14 protein-coding genes are annotated in these 23,615 nt (G+C 43.8%); 10 read left to right on the top strand and 4 right to left on the bottom strand.

The window, feature by feature from the left end; translation table 11 throughout:
• Positions 1-27 precede the first annotated feature (27 nt).
• A complete protein-coding gene (locus EGV92_RS10395) occupies positions 28-762 on the top strand; it encodes a Smr/MutS family protein (RefSeq protein WP_131669212.1) in 735 nt (244 codons plus the stop codon).
• 108 nt (positions 763-870) lie between these two features.
• Here EGV92_RS10395 and EGV92_RS10390 read toward each other — a convergent pair whose 3' ends face one another.
• Complete coding sequence (locus tag EGV92_RS10390; protein WP_131669211.1) at positions 871-2,748, bottom strand: mechanosensitive ion channel family protein; 1,878 nt, start codon at positions 2,746-2,748, stop codon at positions 871-873.
• Between the two features lie 300 nt (positions 2,749-3,048).
• Between EGV92_RS10390 and EGV92_RS10385 the strand changes: the two genes are divergently transcribed.
• The 8 genes from EGV92_RS10385 (at position 3,049) to EGV92_RS10350 (ending at position 18,180) form a co-directional block, all read left to right on the top strand.
• A complete protein-coding gene (locus tag EGV92_RS10385; RefSeq protein WP_131669210.1) occupies positions 3,049-5,013 on the top strand; it encodes a TonB-dependent receptor plug domain-containing protein in 1,965 nt (654 codons plus the stop codon).
• Between the two features lie 386 nt (positions 5,014-5,399).
• Positions 5,400-6,833: an adenosylhomocysteinase gene (ahcY, locus tag EGV92_RS10380; RefSeq protein ID WP_131669209.1), complete on the top strand. Its 1,434-nt coding sequence runs from the start codon at positions 5,400-5,402 to the stop codon at positions 6,831-6,833.
• A 10-nt stretch (positions 6,834-6,843) separates the two neighbouring features.
• The gene (locus EGV92_RS10375) at positions 6,844-7,692 is read left to right on the top strand and encodes a methylenetetrahydrofolate reductase (RefSeq protein WP_131669208.1); all 849 of its coding nucleotides are present in this window, start codon (positions 6,844-6,846) and stop codon (positions 7,690-7,692) included.
• A 509-nt stretch (positions 7,693-8,201) separates the two neighbouring features.
• Positions 8,202-9,104 carry a 16S rRNA (uracil(1498)-N(3))-methyltransferase gene (locus tag EGV92_RS10370; protein WP_131669207.1) on the top strand — a complete coding sequence of 301 codons (903 nt, stop codon included), beginning with the start codon at positions 8,202-8,204 and terminating at the stop codon, positions 9,102-9,104.
• A 141-nt stretch (positions 9,105-9,245) separates the two neighbouring features.
• Positions 9,246-10,958, top strand: coding sequence for a sensor domain-containing protein (locus EGV92_RS10365; protein WP_131669206.1), 1,713 nt, complete (start codon positions 9,246-9,248; stop codon positions 10,956-10,958).
• 935 nt (positions 10,959-11,893) lie between these two features.
• A complete protein-coding gene (locus EGV92_RS10360; protein ID WP_131669205.1) occupies positions 11,894-13,687 on the top strand; it encodes an acyl-CoA dehydrogenase C-terminal domain-containing protein in 1,794 nt (597 codons plus the stop codon).
• 128 nt (positions 13,688-13,815) lie between these two features.
• Positions 13,816-15,600, top strand: a complete 1,785-nt coding sequence (locus EGV92_RS10355) for an acyl-CoA dehydrogenase C-terminal domain-containing protein (protein ID WP_131669204.1) — start codon at positions 13,816-13,818, stop codon at positions 15,598-15,600.
• A 225-nt stretch (positions 15,601-15,825) separates the two neighbouring features.
• Complete coding sequence (locus tag EGV92_RS10350) at positions 15,826-18,180, top strand: site-specific recombinase (RefSeq protein ID WP_131669203.1); 2,355 nt, start codon at positions 15,826-15,828, stop codon at positions 18,178-18,180.
• Positions 18,181-18,368: 188 nt separating this feature from the next.
• Here the strand turns inward: EGV92_RS10350 and EGV92_RS10345 are convergent, their stop codons facing one another.
• The 3 genes from EGV92_RS10345 to pdxA all read right to left on the bottom strand — a co-directional run bounded on the left by EGV92_RS10345 (position 18,369) and on the right by pdxA (position 21,630).
• Positions 18,369-19,199: a symmetrical bis(5'-nucleosyl)-tetraphosphatase gene (locus tag EGV92_RS10345; protein WP_131669202.1), complete on the bottom strand. Its 831-nt coding sequence runs from the start codon at positions 19,197-19,199 to the stop codon at positions 18,369-18,371.
• 195 nt (positions 19,200-19,394) lie between these two features.
• A complete protein-coding gene (rsmA, locus tag EGV92_RS10340) occupies positions 19,395-20,282 on the bottom strand; it encodes a 16S rRNA (adenine(1518)-N(6)/adenine(1519)-N(6))-dimethyltransferase RsmA (RefSeq protein ID WP_131669201.1) in 888 nt (295 codons plus the stop codon).
• 313 nt (positions 20,283-20,595) lie between these two features.
• Complete coding sequence (gene pdxA, locus EGV92_RS10335; protein ID WP_242678705.1) at positions 20,596-21,630, bottom strand: 4-hydroxythreonine-4-phosphate dehydrogenase PdxA; 1,035 nt, start codon at positions 21,628-21,630, stop codon at positions 20,596-20,598.
• 577 nt (positions 21,631-22,207) lie between these two features.
• Between pdxA and dnaB the strand changes: the two genes are divergently transcribed.
• Positions 22,208-23,611: a replicative DNA helicase gene (gene dnaB, locus EGV92_RS10330; protein ID WP_131669199.1), complete on the top strand. Its 1,404-nt coding sequence runs from the start codon at positions 22,208-22,210 to the stop codon at positions 23,609-23,611.
• The last annotated feature ends 4 nt before the right edge of the window (positions 23,612-23,615 follow it).

The following is a 23,615-nucleotide window of genomic DNA, read 5'->3' as shown; positions in this document are numbered from 1 at the left end:
TTAACTTATTAAGATACTTTAATTACTATGGCAAATTTATTTTCTAAAGAAGCTCAAGAGCAGCTTAAATCATTAAAAGGCGAACTATCTAAAGGCCGCGACACCACGCCTGCGGACCCAAAAGACGTTAAACCTACCGAGCCTGTTAGCTTGCCGACGCAAAAGCAAGTTAATAAAACCGTCAAGCAGCTTAGCAGTGAGCATGTTGATGATGAAAAAGTATTGTTTATGCAAGCCATGGCGGGCGTTAAACCTATTGAAGATAAAAATGTCGTATCTCCAGTAGAGACGCCTAAAGTGAGCAAGCCTGATGCGGCGATTTTATCTAAGCGCGCTGCGGCTCAAGGCACTGATGAGCAAAGCTTGGGAGCAGGATTGTCAGACATGCAAGCCTTGCTCAATCCTGTCGCCGGTGAGGCTTATCTGAGCTACAAGGTCCCTACACTGCAAACCAAAGTCTTTAACCAGTTAAAGCAAGGTAAGATGCGCTGGTATGACGCGGTCGATATCCACGGCTGCTCTATCGATGAGGCTCGCGGTGCCATGACCCAGCTGCTAAGCCAAGCCAAGAACAATAATGAAACAGTGGTCAAGATTGTCCACGGTAAAGGCTCAGAAGCTATTTTAAAAACTTGCGTCAACGGTTGGCTGCGTCAGCTTCCAGAAGTACTGGCATTTTGCTCAGCTCCGCCAAAAGACGGTGGCAATGGTGCGGTGTTAGTATTATTAAAGAAGACCAAGACCGATAAAGAAGACAAATAGTATAGTACTAATAAGCGCTGAACATAATAAAAGACCACCAGTAACTAGCTGGTGGTCTTTTTTATAGCTTACTGATTTTATTGATATTGCTATATCAAGTTCTGGCAGCTAACTGTCTTTTTCTGTCTTATACATAGACTTGGTATCTGATAGCTCGTTAAGATTATCAGCAGCTGCCCTTTCTTTATCTGTACTATCCAAAGCACCTTTAGCCTGTTTCTGTAACGCTACAGACCCCTGTGGATGATGATCTGTCTGACCATCTCGATGTACGATTAGCTGCTGCGTTGGTAGAGCATGCTCAACATCAAACTTAGCGACTTCTTGTAACACATCTGTGAAAATAACGTTTTGCTTGTCATAAAACTCTGCTGCGCCACTAGCATTAACATAAGCTTGCAACTCAATCACATAGCAATCTTGACGCAGCTCAGCGATGCGGGCTTGGTTCCACTCTTGGTTGGTCAGATCGTGCTCATCAATATAGTCATTTAGATGCTGAGTTAATTTAAAGACGGTCTCAATATCCGCGGTACGCTTGAGATAAAGATGATGCAAAAATCTAAACATATCGCGCGCCGCAAAGTTCTCGATTTGCATGGAAGAAAAATCACCATTGGGTATGGTCACCACCGTTCGGTTTAGAGTTCGTACTCGCGTTGAGCGAATACCAATGTCTATGACCGTGCCCTCGTATTCCCCAAATTTACAATAATCACCTACTCGGACTGGCGTGTCAGCGACCACCACGACACTACCGACTAAGTTCTCAATGGTCTTTTGCGCACCCAATGCTAAGGCCAAACCACCGACCCCTAAAGCCGCAATCCCTGTGGTCAAATCAAAGCCTAGATTGCCAAATATAACGATAGTTGCAAAGATTAATAACAGCGCTTTGGCAAGCTTTCTTAATAACCCTAGAATAGAGACGCGTTCGGTATAGTTCTTTTTATAGCTAAGACGCTCTGCACGTTTAAAAACAGCATCAATAACCCGTAACAGCAACCAAGTTAGCGCCAGCCATGAGGCAATCTCAGTTAAGCGGTTAAAAGGCTCTCGTACAGTAACAGACACTCCAGCGTAAACCATAATATCTGTCAGCAGCGAAGCCATTATCACCACTGATAGTGGCAATATTACACTTTCCGTTAATGGCAATGGTTTATTACGTAGCCTAGGATACAGTCGATTAACCAGATGATAAAACAACCACACCACAAGATAAGTCAAAATAAAACTAGATATGGTCAAAATAATGACCGCGGCGATGTCATTCAGCTCGTAACCCAATAGCCTTTTACCTGCTAAAAAGCTAACGGTGTAGCGATTGACTAGCGTAGGCTCGGCATTTTCTAGGACATTCGGGAGTGCGGCTAAGGTATCAGATGAAAATTGCCAATATTGCTCACCTTTGTTGGAAGTAACCCGCTCTAAAATGAGATTGACACTTCTCTCGCCCACATTGATGCTGCCGACCCGCTCTTGGTTCGGTGGCAGCTGATCTGTTAGGCTGCCTTCTGGCTGATTACTCAGCTGCAAGTCTGTCTGGAAGCGACCACCAGCATCTAATGCTCGTTTGAATTGGCGAACAGCTGTCACTGGATTGTCTGACTTGGATAGGTTTAGATAATTGCTAGCCAGCAAGGTGTCATTATTACCTAACGCACTGATAAAACCTTGCACCGTGTGCCGCGGCGTATCACGGCCAAACGGGTCTGTGGGAGCACTAGTCTCTGCCGCCTCTTCTACTGCACCTGCATTATTGTCACCAGCCTCTGCTGCCGGGGCGGCATAAGCCCCCTGTAGTGAAAAAACACTAAGGACTATCACCAATAAACATCGATAAACCCAAATAAATAATCGAGACCCATTAGCATCTATCTCAGCACAATCATCTCTTATCAAACCATTGTGACGAAGGCTTTGAGAGTTATTATTGGCAAGGGTGAAGGACTCTTGACGATGGAAGTTACCAAGGACTGACATATATATTTAGTCGCTCACTACTTAAGATATAAGAATAGATAAGGTATAGGAGTAGCTGTAAATTCTACTGACGTATCATACCAATTTTAACTAACAACAGTCAGCAGACATTAAGCAATTGACACTGAGTTAAACTTGCGACTAACAATGCACAAACAAATAAAAGCCTTTAATGAATAATTTTCAGTGTAAGCTGAATAAAGGTATGAATAAAGAGGTTTATAAAGTTAGCCAATTTTAAGATAATAGCTTTTTTATTTATTGTATCTGAATATTACCTCAGTATTACTAAGGCCTGTTATGTCTATACCTACCCCAGCTAACTCTTCGCTTAATTTACGTTTATGTTTACTTTCAGCATTGGGTATTTGTGCGCCGAGTTTAAGCCAGGCAGCCCTCTTACCATCAATCGTCAATGAGCAAAATGAGCAAACTGCCATTAATGCTGACACTGCTCCAACGACAGAGCTTGATGAGATCGTAGTTACCGCCAGTCGCACACCGACCAAGGTCACCAATACGATCGCGCAAACTCGAGTTATCGATAGCGAGGAATTGCAGCGCTATCAAGGTCAATCTGTCCTTGATGTATTGAGTAATCAACCTGGTATTAATATAACGCAAAGTGGCGGTATGGGCACCACCAGCAACTTCTATATGCGTGGTTTTGATAGCAAGCAAGTATTAATGCTTATTGATGGTGTTCGTTACGAATCTATCTCTTCGGGCACGCCTGCTATCAACCTCTTATCTGCGGATCAAATTGATCGTATTGAAATACTCTATGGGGCTACTGGCGCAAGTCTTTATGGCTCAGATGCCATGGGCGGTGTTATTCAGATATTTACTAAAGGTAGTAACGCTACTACTAATAATGCGTCAGTAACTGCTGGTGTTGGCTCGCACAATCTGTATAACGTTGGTGTAAATGGTCAATATGCCGCTAGTGGCACTGCCTTAAGCCTTGGTGCTAGTCGCACCAAGACTGATGGGTTTAATGCTATAGCCAATCCTAGCTCTAGTAATTACTACCCAGATGACGATGGTTTTGAAACGAATAATGCTAGCCTGGCGCTTAATCATCACCTCTCAGATGAAGTAAGTATGGGTTTAAGTGCTTTGTACTCTGAATCTACTACTGAGTTTGATTCATATGGCAAAACTGTTCCAAACGCATACGCTGACCAGAAGAATGGTAGCGCGAACACCTATATTCAGTACCAAACACCGTTATCTGTCACTAAGCTAAGCTATGGTCAAAGTATTGATAAATCCACCAGTCATGATGGCAACTCCATTGATTACAAGCAAGGCAGTCAATTTGATACTACTCAAAAACAAGCTCGCCTTGAGACTAACATAAATGCTCAACCTGGTACTGCTATCCTTGGAGCTGAATGGCTTTCACAGAATTTAGAAGCATCAGATGTTAATGATTGGAGTACTGGCGCTCCTGTAAAAACAGCTTATGATCCAGATAATAGGATTGTGAAGAGCGCATTTGTAGGCTATCAGCTGGCTGATCAATACTACGACTTACAAGCCAATTACCGTGTTGATGATAACTCTCAATACGATACTCAAAACACCTATAATTTAGGTGTTGCTATTCGCCCTATGACAGGTCTCAGAATTGGTGCCAACTATGCCACTGGTTTCCGAGCGCCTACATTTAATGATTTATATTTCCCAGGCTATAACAATCCGAACCTTAAGCCTGAGCACAGTAAGAGCACAGAAGCTTTTATCGAGTTTGCTAATGACACTCAACGCACCCGAGTAACTGGCTATCGTACTGATGCTGAAAACTTAATAGCCTCTGGCTCTAATATTGGTAAAGCCAAAATTAAAGGCGCAAGCTTGACGTCGGATTGGACCTTTGAATCCTTATTATTTGGTTTAGGTTATGACTACTTAGAAGCGACAGATGATACTTCTAATAGCCCTAACTATGGTAACGATATTAGGTATCGTCCAAACCATAGTGGTACGGTTTATATAGGTTATCAGCAACCAAGCTATGACGTTCGCGTAGAGGCCAAACATACTGGCGATAGATTCAACGATGAAACAAATAAAACCAAGCTTGATGCATACACCTTGGTTAACTTAAGTGGTAATGTTTATATCACCCCACAACTTCGTGCAAATTTACGTGTGAACAATATTACCGATGAGGAGTATACCTTATCCAATCAGTATGGTGATGTATATGCTACAGACGGTACTAGTTACTTTGGCTCGTTGACTTACTCTTTTTATTAATTAAAAAGTAACTCAATAGTAGATTACAAACGTCACCCTAGGGTGGCGTTTTTTAATGACAATGATTAATTATTTTAAGTCAGAATATAGTGTAGAGCGATGATTACAGTACTGTCTTAGTCCTCCGCGACAATTTGAGAGAATGACAAATAACTCATCATGCTATACAATAACCACCGCCGAGAGGTGTTGCATCATCTAACCAGTAGTTCAGACAATCGCCTAATGCTTACGACTTCTACAAGTCATTATTGCTGATTAAGGCAGCCTATTTAGCGTTAGATGTTAGGCTCGGTATGCGGCACGAATGTCCTATTCTTGCTTGCAAACAACGACACCTGCGTTATTATTCTTTTTATCACTCAAACTTTTGATAGGAGCATATTATGGACGCAGTGTCTAAAGCTGAACTGGCAGCTTCTGCCCATACGATCGACCCCTCATTTACTGATTATAAAGTCGCTGATATCAGCCTTGCTGACTACGGCCGCCGCGAGATTGCCCTTGCTGAAGCCGAAATGCCTGCCCTTATGGGATTGCGTCGCCGCTATGCACCCGAGCAGCCATTGAAAGGTGCTAAGATCGTCGGTTGTATCCACATGACCATCCAAACTGCTGTACTTATTGAGACCTTAGTCGCTCTTGGTGCGGAAGTACGCTGGACCTCTTGCAATATTTTCTCTACTCAAGATCATGCTGCTGCAGCAATCGCGGCGGCCGGTATCCCTGTATACGCTTGGAAAGGTGAAACTGAAGAAGAGTACGAATGGTGCCTTCGTCAACAAATTCATGCTGGCGGTGAAGAATCAGGCGAGCTTTGGGACGCCAATCTAATCTTGGATGATGGCGGCGACTTAACCGCGCTTATTCACGATAAATACCCACAGATGCTAGACAGTATCCACGGTATCTCAGAAGAGACCACCACTGGCGTGCATCGTCTTATCGACATGCTAAATAAAGGCACGCTCAAAGTCCCAGCTATCAACGTCAATGACGCCGTGACTAAATCAAAAAATGACAATAAATACGGCTGCCGTCATAGCTTGAATGATGCGATCAAACGCGCCACTGATATGCTGCTTGCTGGTCGCCGTGCCTTGGTCATTGGTTATGGTGATGTCGGTAAAGGCTCTGCTCAGAGCCTGCGTCAAGAAGGCATGATCGTTCGCGTATCAGAAGTCGATCCAATCTGTGCGATGCAAGCGTGTATGGATGGCTACGAAGTCGTCTCTCCTTATAATGCAGGTGACAATGCCGGTACTGCCGATTCGATCAATACCCGCCTACTCCAAGATACCGATCTTATTGTCACCACTACTGGTAACTACCATGTCTGTGATCGGCATATGCTGGCGGCATTGAAGTCTGGCGCTGTGGTCTGTAATATCGGACATTTTGACACCGAGATTGACACTCAGTTCATGCGCGACAACTGGCGCTGGAGTGAGATCAAACCTCAAGTTCATCAAGTCTACCGCTCGAATGATGACAGCGATTACTTGATTTTGCTTGCTGAAGGTCGACTGGTCAATCTTGGTAACGCAACAGGTCACCCATCACGTGTTATGGATGGCTCATTTGCCAACCAGGTCCTTGCGCAAATGTATCTATTTGAAGAGAAATTTGCTGAGCTACCTGTCGATGATCGATTTGATAATTTATACGTTAAAGTACTACCGAAAAAGCTTGATGAAGAAGTCGCTGCCGCTATGGTGGAGGGCTTTAATGGTGTCCTAACTAAGCTTACAGCTGAGCAAGCTGACTATCTTGGTGTGCCAGTCGAAGGGCCATTTAAGCCTGATGACTATAAATACTAGGGATACGGTTATGACCACCACTAAACCTACCGTCTCTTTTGAATTTTTCCCTACTCAGACGCAGCAAGGAAAAGAGAAGCTATTAGCAACATTTGATAGCTTAAATACATTGTCACCGATTTATTTTTCTGTCACCTATGGTGCAGGCGGCTCTACCCGTGAGCGTACGCTAGATATCGTTGATAGCCTATGCGCTCGCAGTGATACCCCTATTGCGCCGCATATCTCCTGTATTGGTGATAGCAAAGCACAAATCGCTGAGTTGTTAGAACGTTATAAGGCGCAAGGTATTAACCGTTTAGTGGCGCTTCGTGGTGACCTGCCCTCTGGACAGGTCGGCATGGGCGAGTTACCGTTTGCTCTAGACTTAGTGAAGTTTATTCGTGAGCACACTGGTGACTACTTTCATATTGAGGTTGCAGCCTACCCTGAGATGCACCCGCAGGCACGAAGCTTTGAATTTGATATCGAAAACTTGGTCAAAAAATTCAATGCCGGTGCCAATACGGCAATTACGCAGTTCTTTTATAATGCAGACAGCTATCTGTACTTACGTGATGCATTAGAAAAAAATGGTATTGATACCACCGACAAGCCATTAGTCGCTGGTATTATGCCGATTGTTAACGCCAGTAATTTAATACGTTTTGCAGACAGCTGTGGTGCTGATATTCCACGCTATATCCGCAAACAGCTGGCAGACTTCGGTGATGATAGAAAAGCCATCCGTGAGTTTGGCTTTGACATTGTCTATCGACTCTGTGAGCGGTTAATTAATGAAGGCGTTCCTGCACTGCATTTTTATAGCATGAATAAAGTTCAGCCTAATATGCGTCTTGTGGAAGCTTTAGGGCTATAAGCGTATTTTTAAATACGTTGTACTACTAGCCAAACCCAAACTCTTACACCTATGAGTTTGGGTTTTTTATTGTAATATTGCCTTGTCTGAGGTCTCTGATGGCATAAATAGGCTCATTTATTGGACTGCTAACAAAGATATAGTCAACCAGCTATAGAGATAATGCCGTCATCGTTACTTTTTTTATCCCCTTGCTACCTTGAGATTACAGGCGTTGTAACTATATTCTATCTTTAGAAGATAAGTGTCTAGACACTAATTCTATTAAACAACTATTTTAAATTTATACCGATATAAATAACTATTGGCTTAATTAATAACTCTCTGATATTCATCATATGAAGATCAATTAAGTATTATTGTACGGTTATGAAGGGTTATTTTTTATGTATTTTCAGACTAAAATAATCGACATTATTTCTGTCAGATAATTTCTATCAAGTCTTACTAAGCAAAAATTTTATCCTGTTAATCTTATTCAAACATTGGCTAAATTGAGTGTCCTATCTATGCGTAGATTTTATTACGATGTCACCGCCCTCTGTGACAACACTATCCCTACCCCACTCGCTGATCTTAGCATCAATGATAGTTTTACGCTTCCAGAATCAATTGTTCATCATTGGTGCCGTGTGCTTCGAGCCAAGGTTAGTGATGTGGCACTGCTGTTTGATGGCTTTGGTGGAGAGTATCAAGCAGAGCTGATTGAGGTCAGTAAAAAAAATGCTCGTGCGAAACTATTGGCTTTTGATCCTATTGAACGGACGCCCAATATAATGACCACGATAGGCTTAGTGATGAGTCGTGGCGACCGAATGGATTATGCCATTCAAAAAGCCACTGAACTGGGGGTTAGCGCTATTCAGCTATTAACCAGTCATCATGGTGAAGTCAGTCTAAAATCATCGCAAGTCCCTAAAAAATTATTGCATTGGCAGCAGGTCGCTATTGCCGCTTGCGAACAATGTGGTCTCAACCGCCCACCACTTATCTTTGCCCCTTTATCTATCGAAGATTGGTTGAAGTCAGAAACTGATAAATCTGTAGATTTAGCGTTACAAAGTCAGCAGGTAAGTCCAATCGTGGAGCCTTTATTACGCCAATCTTATTATGCCAATCTACAGCTGACTGCCTCATTACGCTTGGTACTTGCCGTTCCAAATACTGCCGAAGTCAATAATCAACATCTATCGGCTAGTATAATTGAGCAAATTCAGCAAGCTTTTCAAGCTGCCCAGTCTTCTCCATGCTGCTTCAAGCTATTGATTGGTCCAGAGGGCGGACTGAGTAGTAGTGAACTTGAGCTGGCTTATTCCACTGGCTTTGAGGCTTGGCAGATAGGTAAGCGAGTGTTAAGAACCGAAACCGCGCCAGTCGTTGCTTTAGCTACTTTACATGCTTTATGTCGTTAATTATAAATAGACAATTGTTTACAAAATTACCCATTATCTTCAGCGTAGCTACCACGTTAATTAGCAGCAAAGCATGTTATTTTTAAATCGGTGATGCAGTTTTTTTTGATATTTCACCCAATTTAATATTGAGCTCTGATTATGGCTGCGATTTCACCGCTTGCTTCTGATATCAAATTTACGCTTTTCTCAAAGATTTATCAGCACTCTGAAGACAGCATCTTTATTTTAGATGCTAGCTTTAGATATCGTGATGTCAATCAGAGTCTTGTCAATTTGCTTGGCTTTGAGCGCTCGTTTTTAATGGGTGAGTTAGTCGGGACATATCAAGCTAATTTTATCCCTAAGTCCACATTGAAGTTAGTCAAAAGGTCTCTTTATCGCCTTCCCGTTGATCAACAATACCAAAAAGACTTCTTCGTCACTACTCGTCATGGTACTGTTATTCCGCTAAGCATAACCATCATACATGTGGCCATTAACGATGAGCGCTACTATATTGGTTTATGCCGTGACATCAGTGTCGTCCATAGCAGTCGAGAAAAGATTCAACATCTTCAGAACTACAATCAACTGACCAACCTACCCAATAGACAATTCTTTGTCCGTCAATTAGCCGACCTTCTGCTAGATACCTACCAAGAAGTGGTCGTGGTACGCTTTAGTATCGATAACTATCGACTGCTTGTTAGTCATCTAGGCCAAAATAGTGTTGATCAGTTATTGCAGCAGTTCGTTACGCGAATTCAAGAGCTAAATCTAGAGAACCTTCATTGCTTTGCCAATTTTGGCAGCGAAGACTTTGCGATGTTGTTTGAGCTAAAAGAAGCCAACATGGTTCGCAATCAGCTCGATAGCCTCATGCAGCAGTGCGAGCTACCCTTTCGTATCAGCAACACTACCCTATATGTTCATATTTCAGTTGGTGTCAGCTTTTATCCAAGAGATGGTCAACAAATGGACGTACTGCTTAATAATGCTGAAAAAGCGTTAGAACATGTCAAGCAGCAAGGTGGTGATGATATATACTGGTTTACTGACAAGCTAAATCATAACTCCTTTATAGATCTGCAGATAGAAGCTGATCTACGGCAAGCCTTTGAACAATCACAGTTCATCGCCTATTACCAACCAAAAATAGACCTCTTAACCGACAGAATTATCGGCTTTGAGGCCTTAGTTCGCTGGCAACATCCTAGTCGTGGTCTTCTCAGCCCTGATCAGTTTATTACTGCTATCATTAGTCATAAATTGTCCTTCGAGCTTTTTTTTCAGATGGCTGAGCAAGTGGTACACCTACTGGGTATTTGGAGATCAAAGGGGCTTACTGCTCATTTATGCTTAAACGCCGATGCTGCCGTATTTAATCATCTAAATTTTGTCTCATGCCTAAACGACTTGCTCACCGCTCATGCTATTACTCCTGATAGTATCCACATTGAGATAACAGAATCTACGTTAATGCTGCGCCATCAAGCCGTCAAGAGACAATTAAACGCCTTAAAGGCTCTGGGCATCTGCTTAGCATTGGATGACTTTGGCACGCGTTATGCCTCGCTCAGTTACCTACAAGAATTTCCTTTTGACTTTATCAAAGTAGATCAAAGCTTTGTGGCCAATATAGCTGAGCAGCCTATCCAGCAGCACATCGTCAAAGCAATCGCCACCTTAGGAGCAGCCTTAAATATGAAAATCGTCGCTGAAGGTATTGAAAGACCTGAACAGTGTCAGATTCTTGCTGGTATTGGCTGTCATTATGGTCAAGGCTATCTGTTTGGTAAGCCTATGTGCGCCCATCAAGCCACCGATCTTTTGGTAGCGCAGGCTAAAGGTAACCTTAACTTAGCTCTATAACTGGTGTTTATTTGTCTATATATCTATATCGCTCTGCTATTATCGCTAGAGCACGTTACTTAACTTATGATATCTCTTTTGCTTATACCCTCTTACTTTACAGCGCCTCCTTCCATTTTATAGAAAATCGAACTAAGTGATTGGCCAGACAAATGATTAATCAGTCAAGTGATGCGCCACTATGGTCAAATTACTCTAGACGTAAAAATTGACTGCACCCACTTTTCACTTTAGTCGTGCGATTAGCTCTACTATATAATAACTGCCCTCCTATATTAGCTAGTCTCTAACACATTCGCTTCCACTTTTAATTTAAATTCTTATGACTTATCAGTTGTATATCGCTGCTTGTATAATCCTGCCGTAACCACTATCTTTTACAGGCCCGAGCAATACAGAGTCTGTTAGGTGAATAGTACTCACTATTTTGCGTATTACTACCTTTGATACAGCTGCTATTAGCTTTGGTGAGGTAAGGTCAGATAATGAGCTATTTAACTTGATAGCCTCATGTCGCGATCACTAACTGGTCGCCTGATAATCTAGTTTGTCTAAGTTCACACACCTGCTATTGGGCACAACTTAGCCATCCAAAACACTTAATATTGTTTATTTATTCTACGTAATACACTTTATCACTAAGCCTCTTATTATGAGATTGATAACTATAAGACTTTCGCCAGCACCTCAAAAAGCGGTGAGCTCACTTCTGCAAGCCATTAAGATAGCTGCTGATCATTCCTACGAATAATCTGCGTACTTTCTTACCTTTGGGCTTCATCGAAGCTGTCGAAGCGCTTATAGCTGTGCCTGCTAGAGGGTGATATTGACTGCTAGAGAGTTATGGCTTTATTTGATTAAGATATCTGTTTTTCTTATTATGCCAACAACACCATAAATTAAAAAGTAACTAGCCACTTAATAAGGATTGATCTATGCAATACAAAGCCCCTTTACGTGATACAAAATTCGTCATGCATGAGCTACTAAATAGTGCCGCACATTATCAAACTATCCCTGCCTTTGAACATGTGGAACAAGACATTATTGACAGCTATCTTGAGACTGCGGCAAGCTTTGCAGAAAATGAGCTATCGCCACTTAACATGAGCGGTGACGCTGAAGGTTGTCAGTTTAATGATGGCGTGGTCACTACCCCTAAGGGCTTTAAAGAGGCTTATCAACAGTATTGCGAGCTTGGTTTTACTGCGCTAACAGCTGATGAAGAATTCGGCGGTCAGGCAATGCCTACTTCTCTTAATTCAGCCATTAATGAATTTATGGGTACGGCAAACTGGTCATTCTCTATGTACCCAGGACTGTCTGAGGGAGCAATATCTACCCTAGAGCACCATGGTACTGATAGCCAAAAGAATAAATACTTGCCTAAACTTGTCAGTGGTGAATGGTCGGGGGTTATGTGCCTAACCGAACCACAGTGTGGCTCAGATTTGAACCTAGTCCGCACCAAAGCTGATCCAAACGGCGATGGCTCCTATAGTATTAAAGGTAATAAAATCTGGATCTCAGCAGGCGAGCACGATATGTCTGACAATATTATCCATATTGTCTTAGCTCGCCTTCCCGATGCTCCAGCTGGGACCAAAGGGCTGTCTTTATTTATCGTTCCTAAATTCATGGTGGGCGATGATGGTAGCTTGGGTGAGCGAAATGCGGTAACTTGTGGCTCTATTGAGCACAAAATGGGTATCAAAGCATCTGCAACCTGCGTAATGAATTATGATGGTGCGACCGGCTTTTTGATTGGTCCAGAAAATAAAGGTCTAAACTGTATGTTTACCTTTATGAATGTTGCCCGAATCGGTACAGCTATCCAAGGGGTGACCGCTTCTGAATATGCGTTTCAAGGTGCTCTACCCTTTGCCAAAGAGCGACTAGCCCTTCGTGCGCTCGGCGGTGCAAAATTCCCTGAAAAGCCAGCTGACCCTATCATCGTCCACCCTGCCGTGCGTGATATGTTATTGACAACCAAAGCATTTGCAGAGGGCGGGCGGGCATTGGTATGCTATATGTCACAGTTTGCTGATGTCGTTGCCAAAGGGGATGGTGAGGCGCGTCAGTACGCTGATCAGATGTTGTCACTATTGACACCAATTGGTAAAGCATTCTTAACCGAGACTGGCTTTGAGTCTGCCAAGCATGGCGTTCAAGTCTTGGGTGGTAGCGGCTTCTGTACTGAATATGGCCTTGAGCAAAATATTCGTGATACTACTATTGCTTGTATCTACGAAGGAACAACACAGATTCAGTCATTGGACTTGCTAGGCCGCAAGGTCTTAGGCTCACAAGGCAAGTTACTCGCTAACTTCACCAAAGTAGTCCACAAATTTTGCACTGAGCATCAAGACAATATGGACATGGCACAGTTTATTGCGCCACTGGCCGAACTAAATAAACAATGGGGCGAGCTTACCCAGCGTATTGGTGCTCAAGCCATGCAAAATCCAGAAGCCGTAGGCGCTGCTGCTGTTGACTACATGTATTTCAGTGGTTATGTCACCTTAGCCTACTTATGGGCGCGGATGGCATTGGTTGCTCAGCAAGCTTTATCTGGCGATACCACTGAGCAAGGCTTTTATGACGCCAAAATAAAAACAGCTAAGTTCTATTTTAGCAAGATATTGCCGCGTACCCGTACCCATGTTGCCCGCATTGATGCTGGTCATGAACCATTCATGGATATGGACGTTGAGCAGTTTGTCTATTAATCGGTCTCTTAGTTGCTATCTGCTGCACAAATGACCACAAACTAGTATGCCTGTTTAGCAGGGCCATATGTCTTGCTAAACTTCTCATTTTTATTTTATTGCTCATTATTTACTACTAAGGAAGTACTATGGCAGTTTATAACGCTCCATTAGACGACATGCGATTCATCTTAAATGATGTGTTTAATGCCAGTACCTTTTGGCAAAATAACGAAAATCTAGCCCACGTTGACCTTGATACGGTCAACATGATACTAGAAGAGATGGCCAAGCTCTCTAAAAACGTCCTATTGCCATTGAACCGTACTGGCGATGAAGAAGGCGCAACGTACCAAGGCGATGGCGTCGTCACTACCCCGGCAGGCTTCAAAGAAGCTTATCAGCAGTATGCTGAGTCTGGCTGGATTGGCCTAGGCGGTGATCCTGAGTATGGCGGTCAAGGCTTCCCCAAAATGGTCACGATGCTGACCGAAGAGATGGTCTTCACCACTAACCAGTCTTTTGCTCTTTATCCGAACCTAACCGTTGGTGCCACGCTATGTATGTTGGCTTCAGCTTCTGAAGAGCAAAAGCAGACCTATCTTGAGAAAATGTACTCAGGCGAGTGGTCGGGCACAATGTGTCTTACTGAGCCGCATGCTGGCACTGATTTGGGAATTATCAAAACCAAGGCCACGCCGAATGATGACGGCAGCTACAGTATCTCTGGTACTAAAATCTTTATCACCGGTGGTGAGCACGACCTAACTGATAACATCATCCACTTAGTACTGGCAAAAACGCCGAATGCCCCTGAGGGCTCTAAAGGCATCTCTTTGTTCCTTGTGCCTAAATTCATCGTTAATGATGATGGTAGCTTAGGCGAGCGTAACAGCTTATCTGCCGGCTCTATCGAACACAAAATGGGTATCAAAGGCTCTGCAACTTGTGTTATGAACTTCGATGACGCTAAAGGCTGGATGATTGGTGAAGAAAATACAGGCCTTGCCTCTATGTTCGTGATGATGAACTATGAGCGTGTGACTATGGGCTTACAAGGCCTTGGTGGTACTGAGCTGGCTTATCAAAATGCCGCCCTCTATGCTAATGACCGTGGTCAAGGTCGTAGCGATACACAGATTCAAAGTCCTGAAAAGCCTGCCGATGCCATCATCCATCATGCCGATGTGCGCCGCATGCTATTAAATGCTCGCGCCAATGCTGAAGCTTCACGCTGCTTTGCCATGTATGTCGCTAAGCAACTGGATGAGCAAAAATTCAGTACCAACCCTGAAGCGGCTCAAGCAGCAGCGGCTCGTGTTGCTCTACTAACTCCTATCGCTAAAGCATTCTTAACGGATAAAGCTTTAGAGGCGACTGTGGACTGCCAGCAAGTCTTTGGTGGTCATGGCTATGTCCGTGAATGGGGTATGGAACAAATCGTCCGTGACACACGTATCGCACAGATTTATGAAGGCGCCAACGGTATTCAAGCTCTAGATTTACTGGGTCGTAAGATTGCTCGTAACAAGGGCAAATATATGGAGAATTTTTTAGCAGAAATTCGTGATTTTGTGGCCAATATGCAAGCGGATCACGCCATTAAGCAAGCAACACTTGATGCCGCTAATACTGTCGAAGAGCTAACCAAAACCGTACTAGAAAATATTGGCGAACGTAAGAGTGAAATCAATGGCTGCGCAGTAGACTATCTCCATGCCAGCGGCTATTTATGCTATGCCTATATGTTCGCCATGATGGTCGAAGCCGCCAATGGCAAAGAGGGTGAGTTCTACACCAATAAAGCCAAGTTAGCGAACTTCTTTGTAGGTCGCATCCTACCTCGTCTAGATGCGCACGCGCAGATGGTCAAAGCAGGCAGTGACCCTATGATGGATTTTGACTTAGATTATTTTGATGTTCCAGCCAGCTAATCTTAGCTGACTAGACTTCTACAGTCATAACTTCTACAGTCAGAATAATCGCTATGAATGACGCTAAGCAAATTATAGTAATTTAAAACAAGAGGACGGTAAACTTACTGTCCTCTTTTTAGTTTTATTTACTAACAAAAATCACATGTATCATTTTCATTTTATGATTACAATAGCCGAAATTATCACGATGGCCCTTTTGGTCATGAATCTTAAGGATGCGCTGTGTCAGAATTAAAACGCATTTTGCAGCAGATTACTGCTCTAAGTGAGGTGCCAGAGCCTTCTGTGCTAAAACGACTGATTGATGAGCTTAGAGTTCACGAAAAAGATGAAGAAAAATCTAGCAAAGCGGCGAATGAAAAGATTCAGTCGCTTATCGATTTACTCCAAGAGCACCCAGAGTATGGCGCTGGTCTGGCTGCTTTTACCCTAAAGCTACTCAATCAATATCAGCAAGTATCTTTGTTTACGGATACCGGTATCTTATCTGATCAAGGTTTTGTGAGTAGTCTAAATCGTTTAGTCGGGCATCGATTTTTGCCGCTGCTTCCCCAAGAAGATGATGTGGTGGAGTTGATCGATTATTTGTTTGACGATCGTCATGATGAGCGCTGGCTTGCCAGTATTGATGACACGCTTTGGGACACCCTAGTCGATCTTATCCAGATGGATGAGGCCCATGTTGACTTGGTAGCTACCGCGAAGAACAATCTACTCAACGCCATGATTATCTTGTCTTACCGCATCAGCGGCATTGGCCTTCATCCTGAGCTTATGAAAGCCTATCCGCAGATGCTCGGCTATTCGGCAGCTTTTGTCGCGCAGAACCAAGAGGCGGTATTGTTTGTCAATCAATATCGCCAAGCCCATAAGCTTGATGACCTAAAAGACGTTATCCCTGAAAATGACATTTCAACTGCGCCTTTATTGGTCATGCTTGAACAATGTGAAGATATTGTCACCACCATTCGTAAGCGTATCTATAAGACTGGCATCTCTATTCGCATTACCAATATGCTGCTCAGATTAGAGCAAAGCCTAGAGCGAATGCGCATCCTAAGTGAGCTTCTAGCTGACGATCATAAAAACCGTGATAAAGCTATTATTCAGCTTACTGAAGGTGTCATCAGCAGTGCCAGACGCCGCTATAGCATTGGCTATCTTATTAATACCAACACCAACCTACTCTCTCGCAAGGTCACCGAAAATGCGAGCCGAGTGGGTGAGCATTACATTAGCACCGACAAAGCGGGCTATAAAAATATGTTCAAGAAGGCCTCCATCGGTGGCTTTGTCATTGCTTTTATGGCGACGATTAAGATTGAGGCTTATAACTTAGTCCTGGCACCCATTGGCCGCGCGTTTGTCAATAGCATGATCTATGGCTTAGGCTTTGTATTTATCCATGTCATTCATGGTACGGTCGCGACCAAGCAGCCAGCCATGACAGCAGCGGCTATTGCTTCTACTATCTCCCAAGGCTCAGGTAAAAAGTCGCATCAGCTTACCAAGCTGTCTGAGTTAATTGTCGATATCTTGCGCACTCAGTTTGTCGCCATTATGGGTAACGTCCTGATAGCCATGCCAGTCACCCTTGCCATCTCAATCGCTTGGATGCAGATTAGCGGTACACCTATGATTAATAGCGAAAAGGCCATGCATCTTTTGCACGAGTTAGATCCCTTTCGCTCATTGGCACTACCCCACGCGGCTATTGCCGGAGTATTTTTATTCCTATCAGGCCTCATTGCCGGATATTATGATAACTTAGCAGTCTATAATCATATTGGCGCGCGAATCTCACGGCATTGGCTATTGAAGCGGCTCATGCCCCATGCTTGGCTTGAGCGATTGAGCAGCTTTATAGAGACTAACCTTGGCGCGATTATGGGTAACTTCTTATTCGGGGTATTTTTAGGCAGTACCGCGACCATTGGCTATATCTTAGGGCTACCCCTCGACATTCGCCACATCGCCTTCTCTTCGGCCAACTTCGTACATGGTCTGTTCAACATGCCCGCCGATCAGTTTAGCCTGAGTATCGTCTTGACCTCAATCCTTGGGGTAGCTCTAATCGGTATTGTCAACTTAGCTGTGAGCTTCTCATTAGCACTAATCGTGGCATTACGGGCAAAAGATGTTCAATTTTTGGAATGGGGCCGCCTAGCTCGATTATTATTAACCCATTTATTTACCCATCCCAAAGACTTTTTCTGGCCACGTCCTGAGCCGATGCAATATGCCCGAATTGACAGTCAAGGTCACATGATTTTTGAAGAAGTTAGTGGTAAAAAAGGTGGCAAGCCAATGCCGACCAATTACGTCATTCGTAGGCTATCTGACGTCAAAGCAATGCCTGAAAACAAGCAACATAAGCCAACTGATACAGCCTCAGAGTCAGCTCATAATGACATGGAAACCAAGATACTAGAAGATGGTCTGGTTGATGACGATATCATGGAGGCCACTCCACTTGCCGACGATCATCAAGACAAGACGGGCAGTAATAATGAAAAAGCAGGTCAAGCAAAATCGCCGCTACCAAAACCTAGCAAGCCACCCAAACTTCCCGATTAATAGCATCTAACCCTAGTATTAACTTGTGCCATGAAAAAAGCCCTTAACTATTAAGGGCTTTTTTTATGGGCAATTATCTTATGGGTCGTTCTAAAACCACTTGACCACAGTCATATCATCATAAAACCGCGTCGTTATTCCGGTTATTTAACTATATATACAATGTACATAATAGCTATGACTCGCTATTATGAGCACTTAGCAGAAGAGCTAATTACCCTACCATCTTCTAAACGGTAAGCTAATAGACAGTTCCCCCATACGCAGCCACCATCTAATGCTCTAGCATGCGGCAAATCAACCTCTCCCTTAAGCGCCGCCCAATGACCAAACAATATCTTGCGCCGGCGCGGAACTTGCCATTCAAACCAAGGCCGGTAGTCATCTGGCATGCGCTCATCTAAGCTCGACTTAAAGGAAAACTCCAGATTACCATCAGCTTTGCACAAGCGCATACGCGTCAGGTAATTGGCGATAGCCCGCATCCGTGTGTAGCCATGCAGATTATCATCCCATTTATCAGCGGTTTTGCTGTACAAGTGTGGCAGTAGCCTATCGAGCTGCTTTAAGCTACTTTGCAGCTGTGCTTCTAATTCACGCGCATAGCGCCGGGCTTGTTTGATCTGCCAATGCGGCGGAATTCCCGCATGGACCAATACGGTATGTTTATCAGGGAAAGCCAAGAGTGGCTGATACCGTAGCCAGTTAAGCAGCTCATCGCAATCCTTAGCGGCAAAGATAGGGGCGGTCTTGTCCTTTTTTTTAAGAGAAGTCGCACCGCGCCAGACTGCTAACAAATTAATGTCATGGTTACCCAATACCGTAGCGGCAGCTCCACGCTCGCACAATGCCTTTACATGGCGCAAAGTGCTCAAGGAATCGTCGCCACGTGCTACCAAGTCTCCAGCAAACCACAGCTTATCTTGCTCAGGGTCAAACCCTAAAGTATCTAGCAGCTGTAAAAATGCTTTATAGCAACCCTGCAAGTCTCCGATGACGTATTGATGACGATAACTCATAACCCCCCAAAAGGAAAAATTCATGTCTTAAGTGATAATTAATCTAACACTACAAATTCACGATTTCCATATCAATATTGCTATCGAAAGTCTATCAAATCGCTAAGCTAAGCTAACAAATTTTTGTGATTAGCAAGGCCAAGTTTCATTGTTGCAAATTGGCAATCTATCTAAGGTAAGCTGCCTTAGCGTAAATTAATAGCTTAGCGCCGCTATATGGTTACTTAGGGCCACAAACTGTGTCACATCAATCGTTTCAGGGCGGGCTTGCGGATCAATATCCACAGCTGCAAAGTCATCATCGCTTAAGGTAGGTAGTAGCGTTGACTTTTTAAAGATGGCGCGCATGGTCTTACGACGATGATTAAATGACTCTCGTACGATAACAGCGAATTGCTTTTCATCATTCGCCTGAACAGGTTTAGTAACGTGCGGAGTCAATCGAAACACCGCACTGGTTACTTTGGGCGGTGGATTAAAAGCACCCTTTGGTACGGTCAACAAATAATCGGTATCGCAGTAATACTGCATAATAACCGACAGTCGACCATAAGTCTTGCTGCCTACCTCTGCTGTAATACGCTCGACGACCTCTTTTTGCAGCATAAAATGCATGTCTTGAATCACATCGGCAAATTCTAACAGATGAAATAATAGCGGCGTTGAGATATTGTAAGGTAAGTTACCGACGATTCTTAGCTTGCTAGCAGGCGACTGTGCCACCCCAGTAGCCTTAAGATCAGTGACCTGCTCATAAATGTCATGATAATCCACATTCATCGCATTGGCTTGAATGATGTTGAAGTTGTCATGACTGTTAGCACCGATACGAATACGTAGGCTGTCAGCCAAATCACGATCAAGCTCAATCACGGTCATGGCATCAACTTCAGCCAGTAGTGGCTCAGTCAATGCCCCCATACCAGGGCCAATCTCTACTAAATTATCTGAACGCTGCAAGCGGACACTCTCAACGATTTGACGAATAATATTGCTATCGTGGAGGAAGTTTTGTCCAAAACGCTTTCGCGGCTGATGCTGGCCCTTTAAGCCGGCACGAATGGTAGCAGAATGTGTGGTCATAAAATATCTTTAATATCGCAGTAAATAAGCTGTAAATAGCTATAAATAAATAGTAATCGACTAAAACGCAGACGACGGGTCAAACGCAAGTACTCATGTATGCTGCAAAGTATAGCACAGAGCTGGTTGACACTACGCAGTACGGCTTTTAAGTTTGGCATAAGCCTCAAATATTGAAATGAGCTTCTATGACGTGAGCAATACCTAAGCTTGATAGAGTGAGTCATTAAAAAAATACCAGTTGCACGGTTGCGCGCTAGAGCTTTTATTTCGGAGCAACTATCTGGCGCAGCCAATCTACACTACCTTAGCACTAGCTACTAATCGCCATCATTTGCGCCATTAAAAGCGCTTGATACAAGCTAGTAGCACTCGCCTTTCCAGATCCCGCCAGATCCAGCGCCGTACCATGATCGACAGAAGTACGGATATAAGGGAGTCCCAAAGTAACGTTTACAGTATCGCCAAAGCCATGTGACTTGAGCACTGGTAATCCTTGATCATGGTACATGGCGATGACGGCATCACAGGTTTCAAGATGTCTGGGCGTAAACAAAGTGTCTGCAGGCATGGCCTCAGAGATATCTACCCCTTGCGCACGAAACTCCGCCAGCACTGGATTAATAATATTAATCTCCTCCATGCCCAGATGACCACCCTCGCCTGCATGCGGATTGAGACCACAGACCAATATCTTCGGCCGCGCAATACCGAACTTTTGCTGCATATCGTCAATAACGATCTGGACCGTTTGCCGCACATTATCAGCAGTGATGGCAGCTGGAACGGCACTTAAAGGCAGATGCGTCGTTACCAAAGCCACTTTCATGGCTTGATTGGCAAGCATCATAACGACTTTGTCGCAGCCACTTCGCTGCATAAAGTACTCGGTATGACCACTAAACATAGCACCATCAACAAGACGAATATCAGCCTCAATTAAGGCTGACTTTTGCAGTGGCCCAGTTACAATCGCTGCAATCTTTCCCTCTATTGCCAGCTTGTGAGCCAAAGACAATTGCTCAGCGACCATAGCCGCATTTGCCACCGTGATAACCCCAGCCTGAACAGGACTAGCCGCTTGAATATTAATAACGGTAAATTCAAAGTTTTTTACGTCTGAGGTCTTGTGCTGCTTGCTTGGCCCGCCGGTTAGCGCATTAACGGCGTTATCTACTTCTGTATTATCGGCTGCAATGACTCGCCAAGTCGGTACAGTAGCTATTGCACCTTGCTCCACCAGCCTTTGCGCTCGAGCCGCTAGTGCTTGCGCATCTGCCGTCACCCATATGGGCTGGTTAAAATCAGCAAACTTCCCAGCTGCCGCTAAGGATAAAACGATGTCCATACCAATACCAGCTGGCTCACCAGTCGTAATTAATAGTGGTTTGACAGCTAGTATCTCTAAGTCCTGTTGCAGTGCAGGCTTAGCTGATGTGGAGGAAGTTAAAAACGTCATAATAGTCTCATAATAATAAAAATGTAGTAGATTCGCTGGTGCTTATTTTCACATAATAACTTACTTAGTGACTCATTTAACAACTGACTCCACAACTCTATTTATAATGTAAAGCATTGCTCAGATACCTCCCCTAGCACAATTGCCTATTGGCGGTATTAAGTAGATTTATAATCTTCATGGCGTTCTTTAATAATGCCACGATAGCTAGCATATACAAGCTTAAGCCGTTATTACTAATAAGTTAACCACCTGTATATCGGTTGAATTACACTTAATCAAGCCTTATTTATAACCCTCACATTTTGCCCAAGACTAATATTATTTACTAAGAATATGCTAAACTTCAGCATAAATTAACCGTCACACTCTGACGGTTTTCAACGTTTAAACCTCTTAATAATTAATTATTTTTAACTAAAGCTTACTTAATATTTATCCCTTTTATTTGAGACATTAAGCGCCCATGGCAGAGACCAGTAAAACCGACGACCTTCTAAATCAGCAGCCACCACATAATATCGATATCGAAAAAGCGTTATTGGCATCGCTGATGAGTATTGAAGAGGCGTACGATAAAATCTCAGAGATCGTCACTAAAGATGACTTTTATGCCGGTCGCCACCAGCATATTTTTGCCGCTATTGCTCACTTAGCAAGCGTCGGCGAGCCTTATGATACAGTTATGGTTCACGACTGGCTTGATGCGCAGAACCTGCTTAAATCTGCAGGCGGCGACAGCTATTTATCTGATATCTTAAGCCAAAGTCCAGCGACGTTATTTAACCTAACTGCCTACGCCCAACGTGTCCGTGAGCTATCTACCCTACGCCAACTTATCACTACTGGCAATGAGATGCTAAGTCTGGCTTATAATCCTAAGGACCAAGGGATCAGTGATATCTTAGATAACATTGAATCCAAGATATTCTATATCAATGAGCAGCACAATAAGCGTGCAGAGCAGCGTGGTCCGGTAGATATAAACGCGGTATTAAGCAATGTTATGGAGTCCTTAGCAGAGCTAAAGTCCAATCCAGATGGCATGATCGGTCTTCAGACACCTTTTATTGAGCTGAATAATCGTACCCAAGGTCTGCAAGCCGGTGACTTAATTATTGTCGCAGCTCGACCTTCGATGGGTAAAACAACCTTCGCCATGAACTTAGCAGAAGGGGTACTGTTTAATGAAAACCTGCCCGTGGTCGTCTTCTCAATGGAGATGCCAGCCGAGTCTATCGTCATGCGGCTATTGTCTTCTTGGGGCGCTATCAATCAGACCCACCTTCGTTCTGCACAGATGAATGAGGATGAGTGGGGCAAAATGATGAATGCGGTGCAACATCTACAACAAAAGCACCTCTATATTGATGACAGTACCGCACTACCGCCATCTGAGATGCGTTCACGTTGTCGCCGAATCGCCAAAAACCATGATGGCAAACTGGGGGCTATCGTGGTCGATTACCTCCAGCTCATGAAGGTGCCGAGCCTAGACGGCAACCGTGTCGGAGAGATTTCTGAGATTTCGCGAAGCCTTAAAGCGCTAGCACGTGAGCTTGAGTGTCCAGTGATAGCTTTATCTCAGCTTAACCGAAGTCTTGAGAACCGACCAAATAAGCGTCCGATTATGTCAGACTTACGTGAGTCCGGTGCGATTGAGCAAGATGCGGATTTGATTATGTTTATTTACCGCGACGAGGTCTATAATGAGAACTCAGATCAAAAAGGCATCGCGGAGATTATTATTGGTAAACAGCGAAATGGTCCGATCGGTACTGTTCGTCTCGCCTTTGAAGGTCAGTTCACCCGCTTTACCAACCTTACCCCAGAATATTATCAATCTGTTAGCTTTGAGAACGATGAGTAACGCC

Source organism: Psychrobacter pygoscelis, from assembly GCF_004335015.1.
Classification (GTDB): domain Bacteria; phylum Pseudomonadota; class Gammaproteobacteria; order Pseudomonadales; family Moraxellaceae; genus Psychrobacter; species Psychrobacter pygoscelis.
This window is presented reverse-complemented; position numbering and strand designations above follow the sequence as displayed.